10 protein-coding genes are annotated in these 16,308 nt (G+C 64.3%); 4 read left to right on the plus strand and 6 right to left on the minus strand.

The features are described 5' to 3' along the window. Positions 1-10 precede the first annotated feature (10 nt). The 4 genes from AC1RLU_RS07170 (at position 11) to AC1RLU_RS07185 (ending at position 5,681) form a co-directional block, all read left to right on the plus strand. Positions 11-1,048 (plus strand): extracellular solute-binding protein, encoded by a 1,038-nt coding sequence (locus AC1RLU_RS07170; protein ID WP_492794704.1) that lies wholly within the window; start codon positions 11-13, stop codon positions 1,046-1,048. Positions 1,049-1,143: 95 nt separating this feature from the next. After that, entirely contained in the window at positions 1,144-3,192 is a 2,049-nt protein-coding gene (locus AC1RLU_RS07175) for a hydantoinase/oxoprolinase family protein (protein WP_492794705.1), read from the plus strand. Beyond that, complete coding sequence (locus AC1RLU_RS07180) at positions 3,189-5,174, plus strand: hydantoinase B/oxoprolinase family protein (RefSeq protein ID WP_492794707.1); 1,986 nt, start codon at positions 3,189-3,191, stop codon at positions 5,172-5,174. Before AC1RLU_RS07175 ends, AC1RLU_RS07180 begins: the two co-directional genes overlap by 4 nt. A gap of 78 nt (positions 5,175-5,252) precedes the next feature. Next, entirely contained in the window at positions 5,253-5,681 is a 429-nt protein-coding gene (locus tag AC1RLU_RS07185; protein ID WP_492794709.1) for a hypothetical protein, read from the plus strand. A 273-nt stretch (positions 5,682-5,954) separates the two neighbouring features. On the opposite strand, the gene AC1RLU_RS07190 is transcribed toward AC1RLU_RS07185, so the two are convergent. The 6 genes from AC1RLU_RS07190 to AC1RLU_RS07215 all read right to left on the minus strand — a co-directional run bounded on the left by AC1RLU_RS07190 (position 5,955) and on the right by AC1RLU_RS07215 (position 16,095). Beyond that, positions 5,955-7,265 (minus strand): HlyD family type I secretion periplasmic adaptor subunit, encoded by a 1,311-nt coding sequence (locus tag AC1RLU_RS07190; RefSeq protein WP_244492676.1) that lies wholly within the window; start codon positions 7,263-7,265, stop codon positions 5,955-5,957. A gap of 14 nt (positions 7,266-7,279) precedes the next feature. Then, entirely contained in the window at positions 7,280-9,031 is a 1,752-nt protein-coding gene (locus tag AC1RLU_RS07195; protein WP_492794711.1) for a type I secretion system permease/ATPase, read from the minus strand. Positions 9,032-9,428: 397 nt separating this feature from the next. Continuing rightward, positions 9,429-11,249, minus strand: coding sequence for a calcium-binding protein (locus tag AC1RLU_RS07200; protein WP_492794713.1), 1,821 nt, complete (start codon positions 11,247-11,249; stop codon positions 9,429-9,431). 486 nt (positions 11,250-11,735) lie between these two features. Continuing rightward, on the minus strand, positions 11,736-12,797 hold the full coding sequence (locus tag AC1RLU_RS07205) for an AraC family transcriptional regulator (protein WP_492794714.1): 1,062 nt from the start codon (positions 12,795-12,797) through the stop codon (positions 11,736-11,738). A gap of 286 nt (positions 12,798-13,083) precedes the next feature. Next, entirely contained in the window at positions 13,084-13,911 is an 828-nt protein-coding gene (locus AC1RLU_RS07210) for a YdcF family protein (RefSeq protein ID WP_492794716.1), read from the minus strand. A gap of 48 nt (positions 13,912-13,959) precedes the next feature. Further along, positions 13,960-16,095 carry a GumC family protein gene (locus AC1RLU_RS07215; RefSeq protein WP_492794718.1) on the minus strand — a complete coding sequence of 712 codons (2,136 nt, stop codon included), beginning with the start codon at positions 16,093-16,095 and terminating at the stop codon, positions 13,960-13,962. Between the last annotated feature and the right edge of the window lie 213 nt (positions 16,096-16,308).

Here is a 16,308-nt window from a genome sequence, read left to right on the forward strand (position 1 = left end):
GAGAATGACGATGAAGACGCTCACATCCTTCCAGCCGCTGCTGGCCATGGCCGGGCTCGTGCTGACGCTTGGCGCGCCGGCCCGGGCCGCAGACCTCACCGTTACCGCCTTCGGCGGCGTCTGGGAGAAGTCGCTGCGGACCTGCTATGTCGAGCCTTTCCAGAAGAAGACCGGCAAGACGGTCGACGTCGTGCTCGGCACCCCCGCGCAATGGGTCAACCAGGTCGCCGCCAATCCGGGCAAGCCGCCGATCGATGTCTTCCTGACGCTCATGGACGGAGCCGAGGACGCCAGGGTCCGCGGGCTGGTCGAGCCGATCGATCCGGCCAAGGTCCCCAATCTCGCCGATGTGCCGGACGTGCTGAAGCGCGTGGTCGGCGGCGACGCCGTGGTGCTGCATTTCGGCGCGGCCGGGCTCGCCTATAACGAGGCGAAGATCAAGAATCCGCCCAAGACCTGGGCGGAATTCATCGAACGCACGCTCAAGGGCGAGTGGCAGGCGGCCCTGCCCGGCATCAACGTCGCCAGCACGACGCCCACGGCGCTGATCTGGAACTTCAACGACGTCCTCGGCGGCAAGGGCACCGATATCTCCCCGGCGATCGCCAAGATGAAGGCGCTGCGCGACAGCGGCAACGTGATCTTCTGGAACGACGTCAACCAGTTCCTGACCCAGATGCAATCCGGCGAGGCCGATATCGGCATCTACTGGGACGGGCGCGCCTGGGCGGCACGCGATGGCGGCTTCAAGACGTTGAACTTCTATTATCCCGAACCCGGCGGGGTCGTCAGCCCGACGGTCGTCCAGAAGGTCAAGAACGGCTCGCCGCTGGCATGGGAGTTCATCGATTTCGCCTTCTCGCCCGGGCCACAATCCTGCTGGGCGGCGGCGATCCAGTACCCGGTCGCGAACGTGAAGGCGGAATACAATCCGCAGCAGGCCGCGCGGATGCCGAAAGTCGATACCGTGCGCTGGCCGCCCTTTGCCGAGATCCCCGGTGCCATGCCGAAATGGGTCGAGATCTGGAACAAGGAAATCGGCCGCTGAGCGCGCCACGGGGCCGCCGTTCAGGCGGCCCGACCTGATCCGCGAGCGTGGCGCCGGAGCGCACGCTCGCACCCCGAGACCATCTGGAGGATTCCATGGGTTACCGCGTGGGCGTCGATATCGGCGGCTCGTTCACCGACTTCGCGCTGTTCGACGAGGAGACGCAGAGCCTCAAAACGCTGAAGACATTCTCGCGGCCCGACGAACCGGGCGCGGAGGTGATGGAAGGCCTCAGGCTGATCGGCGAGCGCTACGGCATCGCGCCCTCCGACATCTCCTATTTCACCCATGGGACGACGGTCGGCATCAACACGGTGATCCAGCGCAAGGGGCTGAAGCTCGCGCTGTTCACCACCGAGGGCTTTCGCGACGTGCTGGAAGTCGCGCGCCTCAAGATACCCGACATGTACAACCTGCTCTCGAAGCGCCCGGCCCCGCTGATCCCGCGCAGCCGTGTCTTCGGCATCGGCGGCCGCCTGCGCGCCGACGGCACGCAGGACCGTCCGCTCGACGAGGACAGCGTCGCGCGTGCCGTCGAGGCCACCAGGGCCGCCGGCTGCGAGGGCATCGTCGTCTCACTGCTGCATGCCTACCGCAATCCGGCGCATGAGGAAGCGGTCAAGGCGATCGCGCAGCGCCTGGCGCCGGACATCCCGGTCTTCGCCTCCAGCGAAACCTGGCCGATCATCCGCGAATACGAGCGCACCATCACCGCGACGATCGGCGCCTATGTGCAGCCGCGCGTCTCGCATTATCTCGGCTCGCTGCAGGCGGCGCTGAAGACGGCCGGCGTCGCGCCCGAGCCGCGCCTGACCAAGTCCAATGGCGGCGTGATGACCGCCGAGCAGGGCAAGAGCGAGTGCGTGCAGATGATCCTGTCGGGCACCGCATCGGGCGTCATCGGCGCCGCCTATGTCGCCGAGGTCTCAGGCATCAAACACTGCATGAGCCTCGACATCGGCGGAACCTCGGCCGACGTCGCCGTCATCGTCGATGGCCAGCCGCAATACGGCGTCGGCGAGCTGATCGGCGAGTTCCAGATCTATATCCCCTCGGTATCGGTCTCCTCGATCGGTGAAGGCGGCGGCTCGATCGCCTGGGTCGATGGCCAGGGCGTACTCAAGGTCGGCCCCGAAAGCGCCGGCTCGCGCCCGGGCCCGGCCTGCTACAGCCGCGGCGGGGAGCGCGCGACCATCACCGACGCCTTCGCGGCACTCGGTCTCGTCGGCCTCTCGGAGATCGGCTATTCCGCGGTCACCATCGACCGCGCCAAGGCGCGCGCCGTGGTCGGCGAGCTGGCGACCACGCTCGGCCGCAGCATCGAGGAGACCGCCGAGGCGATCATCCGCATCGCCGTCTCCGGGATGTATACCGATGTCAGCGCGCTGGTGTCCCGCTTCGGCATCGACCCGCGCGACTTCTCCTGCCTCGCCTTCGGCGGTGCCGGCCCGATGATGGCCTGCTTCCTGGCGCGCGAGCTCAACATGCGGGAGACGGTGGTGCCGCCGACGCCCGGCGTCCTCTCCGCGCTGGGCGGGTTGATCGCCGACATCAAGAACGACTTCATCAAGACGCTCTACAGCGATCTCCTGCCCGCGACCGGCGCGACCATCCGCGACGAATTCGCCGCGTTGGAAAGCAAGGCGCGGATCTGGCTGCATAACGACCAGGGCTATGCCGGCGAGAGCCGCCTCCTCTACTCCGCCGAGATGCGCTATCGCGGCCAGTCCTTCGAGCTCGACACTCCGCTCGATCCGGCTGCCGTCGCAGCCGGCGACACTGCCGCGATGGCGCAGGCCTTCCATGCCGAGCATGAGCGGGTCTATGGCCACAGCGACCCGACGGCGGCCGTTCAGATCATCTCGCTGCGCCTCGTCATCAGCGGGCGCACTGCCCGGCCAGAGTTCAAGCGCCATGCGCTGGTCTCGGAAGCCGCCGCACCGCGACGCCATGCCGAGGTCTGGCTCGACGGCGCACTGCGCAGCGTCGCGGTCTTCGCCCGCGTCGACCTGAAACCCGGCCAGAGCTTCGCCGGCCCCGCCGTCGTCACCCAGGACGACTGCACCACGGTGGTGCCACCGAACATGACCGTGAGCGTCGACGCATACGCCAACCTTCGCATCGTTCCGGAGACCCAGCCGTGAAACTCGACAAGACCACGCTGCAGGTCCTGGCCAATTACTGCGCCGCGGCCGCCGAGAGCATGGGCTGGACGCTGATGCGCACCGCCTACTCGACCTTCGTCAAGGAGACGGAGGACTTCTCCTGCCAGGTGCTCACCCGCGACGGCCTGACCGTCGCCTCGCCCAAGACCTTCGGCGCGACCTGGTACACCGGGCTCGACTATGGCGACGTGATCAGGCGCTTCGACTACGAAGAGGGCGATATCTGCATCACCAGCGACCCCTATGCCGGCCATGTCGCGACCCATACGCCAGACATCCACATGTGGAAGCCGGTCTTCCGCGACGGCGAGATCGTCTGCTTCGTCGGCAATCATATCCACAACACCGATGTCGGCGGCGCCGTGCCGGCGACCCTGTCGCGCACCCTGACGGAGATCCAGCAGGAGGGCCTGCGCATCCCGCCGATGCGGCTCATGCGCGGCGGCGTGCTCAACAAGGACCTGCTCGACATCATCGCCCACAACGTGCGCCTGCCGGAACAGAACTGGGGCGACCTCAACGCCCAGATCGCCTGCGCCAATGTCGGCGAGCGCAAGGTCCACGAAATCCTCGACCGCTTCGGCAAGGAGAATTTCGTCGCCGGCCTCGACCAGCTGCTCGACTATGCGGACAGCCAGGCCCGCGCCGTGATCAGCGCGATTCCGGACGGCGAATATTTCTTCGCCGACTATGCCGACGAGGACCAGGCCGGCGGCTATCCGGTGCGCGTCGCCGTCACGCTGAAGGTCCATGGCGATACGCTGACGGTGGACTTCACCGGCTCCGACCCGCAGCTCGCCTCCTCGCTCAACATGCCGACCGGCGGCAAGGAGCGCCACGCACTGGTGACGGTCGGCACCGTCTACGCGCTCTATTGCCTCGACCCGACGATGATGCTGAACGCCGGGCTGATGCGCCCGACACGGGCGATCCTGCCGGAGGGCACCGTCGTCAACGCGGTGGCGCCGGCCGCCGTCGGCATGCGCAGCCTGCTTTGCAATCTCGCCCAGACCGTAACGATCGGCGCCTTCTGCCGGGCCCTCCCGGACCGCATGCCGGCTTCGCCCGGCAGCGCAGTGACGCTGATGAACGTCAAGACCAGCACGCGAGCCGGCCAGCCGATCATGGCCTCGATCGGCCCGGTCGGCGGCGGCGCCGGCGGCAGCGCGATCGGCGACGGGGCGGACGGCAGCGGCGCCAATCTGTCCTTCCTGAAGAATACTCCGGTGGAGATCAGCGAGGCCGAGATCCCGGTTCAAATCCGCCGTTACGGCCTCGTCCCCGATTCCGGCGGACCGGGCGAATACCGCGGCGGGACCGGCCTGGAAATGGAGTTCCAGCTCGACCAGCCGCAATCGATGGTGACGGCGCGCAACCGCGACCGCTCGGTATTCTCCGCCTGGGGCCTGCGCGGCGGTCGAGCCGGCGCCGTATCGCGCTTCATCAAGAACCCCGGCACGCCTCAGGCGATCGATCTGGGCTCGCAGGATGTGGTGAAATGCGACCCGGGCGACATCATCCTGATCCAGGGGCCGGGTGCCGGGGGCTACGGCTCACCGCTCGACCGCCCGGCCGGGAAGGTCCTTGCCGATATCCGCAGCGGGCTGGTTTCGTCCGAACGGGCCCGCAGCGACTATGGCGTGGTCGTCACCGGACAAGGCACGCTCGACGATACCGCCACGGCTTCGCTTCGTCAGAGCCTGCGCAGCGACGCCGATACGGCCGAGTTCGGCCATGGCGCTGGTCGGAAAGCCTTCGAGGCCGTCTGGACACCGCAGCGCTACGCAGCTCTGACGCGCATCTTGGCCGAGGTTCCGGTAACGTGGCGCTATTTCGTCAAACACGAAATCTTCCGCCGCCTGCCACACCCCCCGGCCACGGGCAGCGATGGCGCGGCAGACGTCGTTCAGGCTTATGCCGAAGTGGCTGATCGCTTCTCAGACCTTCCCAGGGTGGCCTGAAGACATTCTCGATCCAGCCCGATCGGCGATGCTTTTCGGGCTGGTTCAACCTCGAGACGATCCCGCGCGAGCCTGCCGATGCGGAGGCGCCGCGGTGCGCAGGCGATCTCGACGTGGCTTCAGCAGACCGGCACCCCGGTCGACGTCGCCACCATGCGCGATGTCGATGCCCATCGCGGCGAGAGCCGCGCCGAGGCAGAAAGAACGATGTGCGATCGCCGTCTTCCATCCCGGAAAGCGCAATGGAATCAGCAACAAGAGCACCGTCTGCAGTCATGCATCTCGGAAATCGTCGTCCTAAGAATCCAAACCAACCTGAAAGTGATGGTTGTTGCCGTTCATCCGACGTGGTTCTGCGGAGATGATTTGGTCTACCTCCTGCTTGAACTCTCCCCAGCGACCGTAATCGCGACCGCAGCCGCTGCACCGTACAAGAGCCGAGTCGATGAGCTCCGTAGGAAGAATGACGGAGATGCTGCCACAATCATCGCACGCGAACTTCGATAGGGTTGTCACACCTAGCATGTGCGTCTCCCAGTATGTCCCGAGGAAATTTCAGCATCCATTGCGACCAAGTCCGTAGTCGAGCCGATCTCAAGAAAAAATTCTTGATCGTTGGCAAGAACACGGATGACCGGTGCGATCGTGAACCGGCCTGCCTTCGACGCCGGGTCGATGGCTGATGTGGGGTCGAGGACCCGGCAGGGGACGTTGGGGCGGAGTCTGCGAAGCAACTCCCCGCCGATCAGAACAGCGCGTTCGCCTCTGAGGGATCGGCGCCTATCTCTCCCGGAATGCTCGCGCGATCTGGTCCGCAAGCGGCTTGGCGAAATACGAGAAAACCGTCCTCTGCTGCGTGCGCACAAAAACCTCGACGGGCATGCCCGGCCCGACCTTGGCCCCCTGGAGCCGTGCGAGTTCGCCGTCCAGGATGGCGACGCGAAGGGTGTAGAAGTCTTGCCCAGTCCGCTGATCGACGGTGAGATCGGGAGATACGCGGGACACTTCGCCCTCGATCTCGGGCGTGGTCCGCTGGTTGAGGGCCGAGAAACGCAACCCGGCGCGCTGCCCGGAGTATACCTGCTCGATATCCTGAGGTCGCACCCTCGCCTGCACCGTCAGGCGATCAGAGGCGGGCACGATCAGCATCAAGGTTTCGCCCGGAGAGGCGACGCCGCCAATTGTGTGAACCGCCATCTGGTGCACAGTGCCGGATTGGGGAGCCCGGATATCCACGCGCTTGAGCTGGTCCTCCGCTGTGACTTTCCGTTCAACCAGCTCGGAAATCTTGCCACGAAGATCGGCGAGCGTCTTGCCGACTTCGGTACGAAGATCCTCATCGATCTGAAGGATCTGTAGCTCGGTCTCAGTGATCCTGCCTTTGGCCTGAGCCACTGATGAGACCAGGGTGCCTTTCTCGCCGGTGATACGTGCAGCATCCCGCTCCAGGGCGTTCAATCGGGTGATCGAAACGAGCTTCTTGCTATGAAGGTCGCGCACACCTTCGAGCTCCTGCGCGATGAGGCTGGCTTCGCGGTCCTTCGCGACGATCTGCTCCGAAAAGGCCCGGATCTGATCCCGCATCTGGCCGATGCGTTCGAGGTGCTGGGCCTTCAAGCCCGATCGCGCTGTCCCTCGCAGCTCGAAGAGCCTGCGCTCTCCGCTTAAGAGCGCTGCGACATCCGGCGATCTTTCTGCTGCTGTCGACAGCTCGCGGGGAAAGGCGACTTCGGTAGCTCCGTCGCGCTCGGCTTCCAGTCGCGCTTGTTGCGCGAGGGCCTCGTTGAGAGCCTTGCTCACGACGGCGAGGTTGGCCTGCGTCACGGTTTCGTCGAGGCGGATAATGACGTCGCCTGCTTTGACGCGGTCACCGTCCCGGACGCGCAACTCGCTGATGACCCCGCCAGTGGGGTGCTGCACCTTCTTCACTTCCGACTCGACAACGAGCGAACCATGCGCGACCACCGCGCCTGAAAACTCGGTTGTCGCAGCCCATCCGCCCACGCCGATCAGCAGGGTTCCAAGGCTGATTCCGACCGCCAGAACATGGCGCTGGATCGAAAGCCGCGTGGGGTGAGAGACGTCGTCCAATATTCTAAGCTCCATCAGGTTCTGCTCGCTGCGCGATCGAAAATGCCAGCGGATTTCGGCACCGCCTTCAAACTGGTGGAAAGCACCTCGTCCTTGGGACCGAAGGCCTGGACTCGTCCTTCCGCCATCACGAGGACCTGATCCAACGCTGTCAGGGCGCTCGGCCGGTGGGCGATGACCACCACGACGCCGCCCCTTCGGCGAACGTGGAAGATGGCGTCGGTCAGGGCCTGCTCGCCTTCGGCATCAAGGTTCGAGTTCGGCTCGTCGAGCACAACCAGAAAGGGATTCCCGTAGAGAGCTCGCGCAAGGGCGATGCGTTGCCGCTGCCCCGCCGAAAGAGCCGTTCCGCGCTCGCCGATCTGGGTCTGATAGCCTTCCGGCAGGCGCTGGATAAGCTCATGGACGCCCGACGCCTTGGCGGCTTCAATGATGCGCTCGGCCGTCGCGTCGCTGCGGAAACGTGCGATGTTGGCGGCAACGGTACCTGAAAAGAGCTCGACCTCTTGAGGGAGATAACCGACATGATGCCCAAGCTCCTCCGGCTGCCAATGACGCAGAGAAGAGCCATCCATGCGGACGGTGCCGGTCAGGGGCTGCCATACACCAACGAGCATGCGGGCAAGCGAGGATTTCCCGGACGCGCTATGCCCGATGACGCCGAGCCCCTGCCCCGCCCGAAGCGCGAAGCTGACATTGGCTGCGGTCAGGCGCTGCCCGCCGGGCGGAGAGACGGACGCAGCCTCGACGGTGATCAGTTCCGTCGGAGCAGGCAACGCGAGCGCAGGCGCCTGAGACGGCTGGGCTTCGAACATCTCCTTCAGCCGGCCCCACCCTTGGCGCGCCCTGACAAATCCCTTCCAGTTGCCGATGGCAAGATCGACGGGAGCGAGCGCGCGCGAGGTCAGGATCGAGCTCGCCACGATGATGCCAGCCGTCGCTTCCTGCTGAATGACGAGGTAGGCACCGACGCCCAGCACGATCGATTGCAACAGCATGCGCAGCACTCGGGACGTTGAGGCAAAGCCCCCTGCAACTTCGGCGGCGCGCTGGTGTTGACGCCGATGCTCGTCGCTGACCACCTTCCAGAGCGCGCCCATCTCGCCGCCCATGCCCATCGCATGGACGGCCTCGGCGTTGCGCCGCCCGACTTCTGCGATGGAAATCCGGTGGGCGGCAGCCCCGCTCGCCGCCGTCGACGGCTTTTGTGTGAGCCGCTCCGTAAGGACCGTTAGCGCGACCAGAACGATGGTGCCGATGAGCGCCGTAGCGCCAATCCAGAAGTGGAATAGAAAGCACAGGCCCAGGTAAAGCGGGATCCAGGGAAGATCGAACAGCGCTCCCGGCCCGCTGCCTGACAGGAAGCCGCGAACCTGGTCAAGGTCGCGCATCGGCTGCAGGCCCTCGCCAGCATTCTTGGCCTGGAGCGGCCCCGAGAGGATCGCCTGGAAGACCTTCCCATTCAGCCCTTCGTCAAGAGCGCAGCCGATCCGCAACAGAAGGCGACCGCGCAGGATGTCAAAGAGCGCGTAGAACACGTACAGCATGACGATCAGCAGCGTGAGGCCCACGAGCGTCGGAATGCTGCGGCTCGGCAGGACCCGGTCGTAAATCTCCAGCATGTAAAGCGAGCTGGCGAGCGTCAGCAGGTTCAGGGCCCCACTCAGGACCGCGATCGCCACAAATGCTCCGCGCCATTGGGAGATAGCCGCGGTAAGCGGAGACCGCGCGAGCGTCTCTCCTAGACGAATGCCGAAAGCAACCATCTTCTCTCGTCCTGCGTGCGCACGCGTCACGCCCTGGGCGGGAGGCGAAAGGCTGGCAAGGCGCCTGAAAAGCGCACGTCCGTATGCCCTCAGCGCGACGGCGCCCTGAACGAGAAAAGTTGAAGCGGTCTGCTGGAGATTGCGGGCCGGGAGGAGATGAAGCAATGGAGCCTCGTCGGTTCAAAGGAAAAGGTGCGCCGCTCAAGATCGGCGACTCCACCGAGCAAGATTCTTGGCGGTGGCACTCCGCACCAGCCATTCAGGCGCTTGGACGCTCCGGCTCGAGGCGGCGCGTCATCCTGGTCGTTTTCGCTATCCCGAGCCTGGAAGCCACGGGAGGCCGTTTTTGACCGGCTCGCGCGGGCGCGAGCCGGGATAATGGTGATGATCAATCCTGTCAGAGAATGAAGTGATCTCGGCTGAGGTTGATTGCCTGGTTGAGTTCGATCTGGAAATCGGCGTGCCCGTCCCCATCCACATCGCCCTGGATGATGGTATGGTGGCCGCTATGGAAGTAGGACACCGAGTTTGCCTCAACCACGCTCGTCTTGCCGGCGAAGTGGAAGACCTGATCTCCCCGGACGGCAGTGTTGGCGTCGATCAGGCTGAGGTCGAGCTTGTCCGCGCCGCGCTCGAACCACTGGATCACGTCCCGGTTGCCGGCACCCGGAAGGCTCTCTGATACCGACCGGAAAATGAACGTGTCGCGCCCGGCGCCTCCCGACATCGTATCGGCTCCCAGGCCGCCGATCAGTTTGTCGGCTCCGCTGCCGCCGAGAAGCGTATCGTTTCCTGCACCGCCGTCGATGACGTCCGCACCGGCATTCCCGTGGATCCAGTCATTCCCGCTCGTGCCGACCATCTTGTCGGCCTTGTCGGTTCCGAAAACCTTGGCTGTCTCGACAGGATTGTCCGGCTTGGTTGCAGGATTGTCCGGCTGGGTTACGGGGGTGTCAGGCTTGGTTACAGGGGTGTCGGGCTGGGTTCCCGTACCAGGATTATCGGGTAGGGGCTTGGAACCCGTCGCCATGCCGCTCTCGAAGCTCCCGAGGTCCGGAGCCTTCCCGGCATAGGAGAGCCCGACATCCTTGCCCTTGTCGACCAGCGCGCTGCCGGATGAGAGGTGAAGGAAGTCCGTCGTGGGAAGCGAGCCGTCGGCAGCACGCGCGCCACGCGCACCCGCATCGTTGAGGGAGACGAAGTCGTTGCTCGTCGGGGCGGTATAGTTCCAGGAGTTGTTCGATGCGCTTCCGGCACCTGAGACCGCGATCTTGCCGCTGCCCGCCGAGAGGTTGTTGACGAAGCTGTTGTGGCCAGACCAGTAGGCGTAGTTATACGCCCCGTTATTGTAGGCCGAATTATTCTGGAGAACGCTGTCGATGGTGGCATCGTTCTGGTCGAAGCCGTTCGCCAGATTGCCCCAGGAGACGTTGTTGATCACGGTGTGACCACCGGATTCGGCGCCGCCCCCCGGCCTCTGGCCACCGAGCTTGAAGCCGTTGCCATCGCCCTGAGCGTTGCCCGAGGCGTCGTAGCCGTTGTGGAAAGCCCAGTTGCCCTCGATGAGCACACCGGCGCCCTTCGTGCCATTCTGGATGTTGAAGAAATCGAAGCCGTCGTCGGAGTTGTTCCAGGCGCGGTTGCCGCGCAAGACGTTACCGGCGCCGCTCACGCTGATCTGGAAACCGTCAGCGTTGTCGCCGTGCAGGTCGTGATTGTCGTGGGAATCGATATTCTGGAGGACATTGTTCGAGGCAGCCCCGAAGAGCGAGACGCCCTTGCCTTCCCACTGGGACAGCCGGCCGTTGTCGTGCACGTCGAGCCGCTCGATGATGTTGTTGTGGGACTCGTCACGGATCACGATGCCGCCCATCGGCCCGCCGCGAACCTCCAGCCCGGAAATGTTGTTCCAGGAAATGCTCGACCCATCGAGCACCCAGCCGCCGGCGCCAGAGCGCCCGTAGTACTCGCTCGACGTCATGTGCGAGCCGTCCAGGATCGGCTTCTCGCCGGGGTAGTTCGTGACCGTGATCGGCCGGCCGCTTTCCCCGTCATTCGTGAGCTGGATGCCATCTTTCAGGCTATAGACGCCACCCCGCAGATAGATGGTGTCGCCCGGCTTTGCCAGATCGTGGGCATATTGCAGGGAGGCAAAAGGCCGGTCGAGAGTGCCGGCCTGGCTATCGGAGCCAGTGGGTGAAACGTAGAAGATAGTCATAGCGCCCTTTCTCAACAGAGGAACATCCGGCGCCACGTCGCTTCGACGTGCCTCCGGCCCCTGATCAGTAAAAAGCTCGCCACCCCCGCAGATGCAGGGCCAGTGAGCCGCGTTATGGGATTGACTCCCGCTTAAGCGGACGAGGAGACATCGGGTGATTAACGCTGCCCGACACCGAACATCAGCAAACTCACAAGCCATGCTTGCTGATTGTTGAATGCTGACGAGTCAGGCATGCGCCACGACGTCAAGCATCCCTCGCATGGCGAAATAGCAGCCGCATCGTCGCGACTACGATTCCATTTATTGGGTAGCCATCGGCATGGGTTGCCCTGGGCGTTTTCCAGGGAGCGGAGTTATGGCTGCCTCGATCTCCGGCAGCCGAATCAAACATAGGATATGAATGCGCGGCCGTCTTGGCCTGACCCGCCATATCCGTTGAGTTTCAAGCCAAGTGCGATTCGGGACAATGCGCCGCATCGCCACTCATCGGCCGGCGCCGCGCTTCAACTCCCGTCGAAACGCCGTCGGCGTCTTGCCAGTCCATCGCTTGAAGGCCCGCACGGAAGCACTCGGCTCGCGGTATCCGAGTAGCCAGGTCACCTGCGAAACCGTCGACGTTCCGTCGCGGAGATATTGCACCGCGAGTTGGTAGCGCAGTTCGTCGAGGACCTCACTGAAGCTGATGCCCAAATCAGCCAGTCGACGCGTCAGGGTGCGGGCGCTCGTACCGAGGTCTCGGGCGATTGCCTCGACCTTTGGCGTCCCATGTCGTAGCCGCGGCATGATCGCATTCTCGACCCGGGTGCGCAGGGAGCCGGCTTCCCCAGCAGAATACGGAAACGCCTTCCGATGCAGCCCTGCCAGGAGCTCCTTCAAAAAGTGATCACCGGTCGTCAGAGGCAGTTCTTTGGTGTCCCGAGCGAAGGCCAGAAGGTCCAGCTCCGCGCCGAAGTCGATCTGAAGGCCAAAGTAGCGTTCCATCTCGGCGACCCGGCCCGGGCGTGAATGAACCATCGACGCCGAGGTCGGCACGAGTTCGCGGCCAGTGAACAAGCGGCATTGTCGCAACGTGGTCGTCAGCCAGAATTCGGCCTGGTGGCGATCGAGGTGCCGCTCAACCCCGACATAGCTAAGCTCAAGGGATACCCCTTCCCCGCTGCCTTCGCGGATCTTCAAGGCCTCGTTCGCGAACACCCCATACAGCTCCTGATAAGCCAGAGCCTCCGCGAGGGTTTCGGCCGAGGCCATGATGTAGTGAACGAAGCCGAGCGCCCGCAGATCAAAGCTCTGCGCGAGGTGAAAGCCGAGGAGATCATCGCCCAGTTCGTCGGCCGCGATATTGAGGAACGCGATTTGCCGACGCACGGGAACGCGCTCGTCGGGATTGTCCAAGAGCGAAGGAGATAGCCCGGCCTCGATCATCCGCGGCTCGGGATCGATGCCCTGAGCGGAGAGCTGAGCGGCTGCCAGTCTGGTGAGCACCGCGACGGCGGTCGGCGCCTGCTCACGCCCGCGCTCTGTCGAAGATCGGGGCGACGGAAACATGACTTTCTCGGTACAGGCGAATGACCGACATCCGGCTTTGCGAATCTCGGACCGAGCCTGAGTTAACGGGAACGACCTTGTGGAGCACTTGACCGGCATCAAGTCGCGTGGGCACCGGGGACGAAATCTTCGCCGAACAGAATGACGCCTTGGGATTCTTGCCACGTCCGTTTCACACGGAATTTCCCCCCGGCCTCGATTTTGCGCCAAGTGGGAGGCGGGGTCAGGTTCCCGTCCGGATCGTCTCGCGCCGGGCGACCGCCGGCTGTCGATGAGACCCGTTTCATCAATTCGTTAGTGGGAGTTTCGCTTCGCCGGACTTCGGTTCGGCACGAGGCCCCGGGAACAAGGCGCCAGTCCGGCCACTCAGACGATATCCGATCAGACCTAACCATTCCCGCGCGGCGAGATCCAGACGCTGAAGGCCCTGACCGACGACGGTGAAAGGCTGCCGAAGATCCCAGGCTCCATTCGTCTGAAAGTCGACTGGATAAGGGATCACGGGAAAACCTGCCTGCTCGAAGCTGCCCATTGCCCGCGGCATATGCCAGGCGGACGTCACGAGCAGCCAACGCTCGCCTGGGCCAGGCCGCACGAGATTCCGAGTTTCGCGCGCATTCTCCCAGGTGTTATGGGACCGAGGCTCGATGGTCAGACGGTCCCCGGGCAGCCCGATTGTCTTCAGGTACTCGGTTGCCGTCCATGCTTCCGGCGGCAACCGCGATCGGATCCTGGAATTGCCACCGGAGTAGACCAGCCGCGCACCTGGATAACGCCGCGCGAGATCCATAAAGGCGAAAAGGCGCCCCGCAGCGCCGTTGACCGCGAACTCGTGCCGCGCCGCGGACCTCGTCAACTCCAGCGCGCCCGACAGCACGATAATGCCGGTAATGGGGCGACCGTCGTCGACGAAAGCAGGGAAACGTTGCTCCAGCGGAAAGATCGCCCAGTTGCCGAGGGGCAGGAGCCCAGCCGCCAGGATCCCGCAAATACCGCCCCCCGCCAGCGCCAGCCCCACGCGTCGCCAAGGGGTCGCCACCATGACGATCAGGCCGAGAAACCCCAGCATCGCGATTGCGTTTGAGGGTGCCAGCAGCTCGCCAATCTGGGACATGACATGAAACATGCGTTCACCAAGGCCGGCACATCACGAAGACCTCACTTATGAGACGTGCAGGCCGGCGCCGCCGGAGCGCTGCGGGCGTTTCCCGAGGAACTCTCCTGTGTCGCCCCGACGGTAGCCGGCATGAGCCTTCAGGTTCACACGCGTGAGTACAGCGAAGATTTTAGGCCTTGGTCCACCGCTCAGCAGCGCGGGCTTCATCAGCAGTTCGATTGCGTTTGCAGCAACATCGCGGCGGGTGCTACCCCAACGGACGGCAAAGAGAACGCCGTCCACCCGTGCCGCGAGAATGCGGATACCGGCGGATTCAAAAACGCCCGGCGCGGCGATGATCATGTAGTCGTAGCGGTCACGCAGTTTGTCGAGGCTGTTTGCGAGCTGACTGCCGACAAGCGAAGCCGTGTTGGCATCTCCGATCTCATCGAGGGCGAGGCAGTCGAACCCGAGAGCGGAGTCGCGACGGATTTCCAACGAAGCGCGTTGGGCCGAGACGTCGCTATCCAGGTTCGTTTCGCTGCTGAGGCCGGTCAGTTTCACGTCCTGGCGCGGAGCGTCGGCACATATCAGCAGCACCCGTCGTTGAAAGCGGGCAGCGTACGCCGCGATACCGACCGCCAACGCCGTTTTTCCCTCGCCCGGTCCGCTGGATGTGACTGCCAGGATCTTTCCATCGCCCCGATGCTGAATGACCTCGAGCGCCACCGCAGCGACAGCCTCGATCGCCTGGTCATAGGGCGGAGACGGACATTCGGGCAGCCGCCAGCGGCCATTGTACCGCCCCTCTTCGGGCTCCGGGACCAGGCCGATGCACCCGATTCCCAGGGTGGTCGCGAGCTCACGCTCGCTTCGTAAGCTGCGATCCATGCGCTCCAGAACGGAAGCAGCCCCCCCTCCGAGCGCCGCGAACGCGATCATCGCGGCCGAGATGTAGAGGTAAGGGCTGAGCGAACTCGGGCGCTGCGGTACCGAAGCTTGAGCCAGGATCTGAACTCCCGTCGAGCTCGGATCTTTCAGCTGCTGTTGCTGACGTTGGAGATCCCGGACGACATCGGCAGCCGTCGCAGCACGCCTTTCGAGAGTCTGCCGCTCGCGACGCTGAGCGAGGTCGGCGCCGGATGCGGCCTGCAGCGAAGCAATGCGCTCAGCGAGGGAGTGCTCCTGCAAGCGGAAGACGTCGACATCGTGCTCCAGACGTTGCACGCGCTGCTCGGAGTCCGCGCCAGACACTGTGGGCTTGGCTGCTATCGTTCCGGAGTTCACATCGGCTTGGCTTTCGGGCGCCGTGATCGGCGCGACGGCGCGCGCGAATTGAGTGCCAACCAGAGGTTCACGCAGAAGCGCATCGATCTTTTCCGGCGGTGCCCCCGAAAGCTGCAGCTTTCGAACCTGCTCGAGTCGCTCCTGCCGGCGCAACAGCTCGGATCGCGCCAACTCCAGCTGACGGGACGTCTCAGCGGTCAGCTCACCCGCTGCTGCGTCCGCGCTTGGCGTTCCGTGCGCCGAGACGTGCGCCCGGAGCGCCTCGTCCGCGGCTTCGAGTTCGGCCTGCGATTGGATCAGGCGATTGTCCAGCCCTGTTCGAAGCGCGTCCGCCTGCTGCTGCATCCTATCCGTCAAGCGATCGACATGCGTCTGTACGACCTGATTGACGATGATCGCTGCTCTTTCGGGGTCGACGTCCCTGTAGCTGATCGAGATCACGTTGGAGCGCCGTTCCTGCCGGACAAGAAGGGAGTTCTTCATGGCGTCCAGGCTTGGCAGCCCGTTGGCAGCCTGCAAGGCCTCCGGAGGATTTGGACTCGGAAGAACGACGTTCTTGAGGCCTTTCCCGATTGCGACAAGCGAGCCCCGCAGCCGATCCCCCAGCGTCGGGTTTGCCATCTGGGACACGGCACGCGCCGACACCGCCTTGTACTGCGGCAGGTCAGGCAATGCCTTCAGCACGTCGCGCAGGCGGGCGTCCGACGTGAGCGTCGCGATGTGCGTGTCCACGACGGTCTCAAGCAGGCCGGCCGCCATCTGAGCTTGGGTGGGCTCAAACATGAACTGCGCGGTGGCCGTATAAGCGGGGGGAACAACGAAGGCAGCGACGCCGGTCAGAAGCGTGCCGGCCAAAACAACGTTCGCGATGAAAAGCCTGCGTCGACGAACGAGATTGATGATCTCGTAGAACATCTGCTCTGGCGGCAGGGACGGCTGCGTGTCGGCCCCGAGGGCTGCGCGACTGGACAACCTCCCGATCGGGATGAACTCGCCTGGGTTCTGACTCATGCTGATCGACTCTGCTTTCGTTCATCGAACTGGCGTCGCAAAGCGGGCTAGCTGTCGAGCGAATGCTATTGCGGCGCAGTCAGCTGCAAGTTGACCGAAATCAAGACGAGTTGTGGC

The sequence above is a fragment of the Allobosea sp. GW822-FHT05A11 genome (genome assembly GCF_058800455.1).

Bases quoted from the DNA above. Each gene is read 5' to 3' on its own strand.
- AC1RLU_RS07170 (WP_492794704.1), top strand. From the start codon at position 11: ATGAAGACGCTCACATCCTTCCAGCCGCTGCTGGCCATGGCCGGGCTC.
- AC1RLU_RS07195 (WP_492794711.1), bottom strand. From the start codon at position 9,031: ATGGTTGCTTTCGGCATTCGTCTAGGAGAGACGCTCGCGCGGTCTCCG.
- AC1RLU_RS07185 (WP_492794709.1), top strand. From the start codon at position 5,253: ATGCGGAGGCGCCGCGGTGCGCAGGCGATCTCGACGTGGCTTCAGCAG.
- AC1RLU_RS07215 (WP_492794718.1), bottom strand. From the start codon at position 16,095: ATGTTCTACGAGATCATCAATCTCGTTCGTCGACGCAGGCTTTTCATC.
- AC1RLU_RS07200 (WP_492794713.1), bottom strand. From the start codon at position 11,249: ATGACTATCTTCTACGTTTCACCCACTGGCTCCGATAGCCAGGCCGGC.
- AC1RLU_RS07175 (WP_492794705.1), top strand. From the start codon at position 1,144: ATGGGTTACCGCGTGGGCGTCGATATCGGCGGCTCGTTCACCGACTTC.
- AC1RLU_RS07205 (WP_492794714.1), bottom strand. From the start codon at position 12,797: ATGTTTCCGTCGCCCCGATCTTCGACAGAGCGCGGGCGTGAGCAGGCG.
- AC1RLU_RS07210 (WP_492794716.1), bottom strand. From the start codon at position 13,911: ATGTCCCAGATTGGCGAGCTGCTGGCACCCTCAAACGCAATCGCGATG.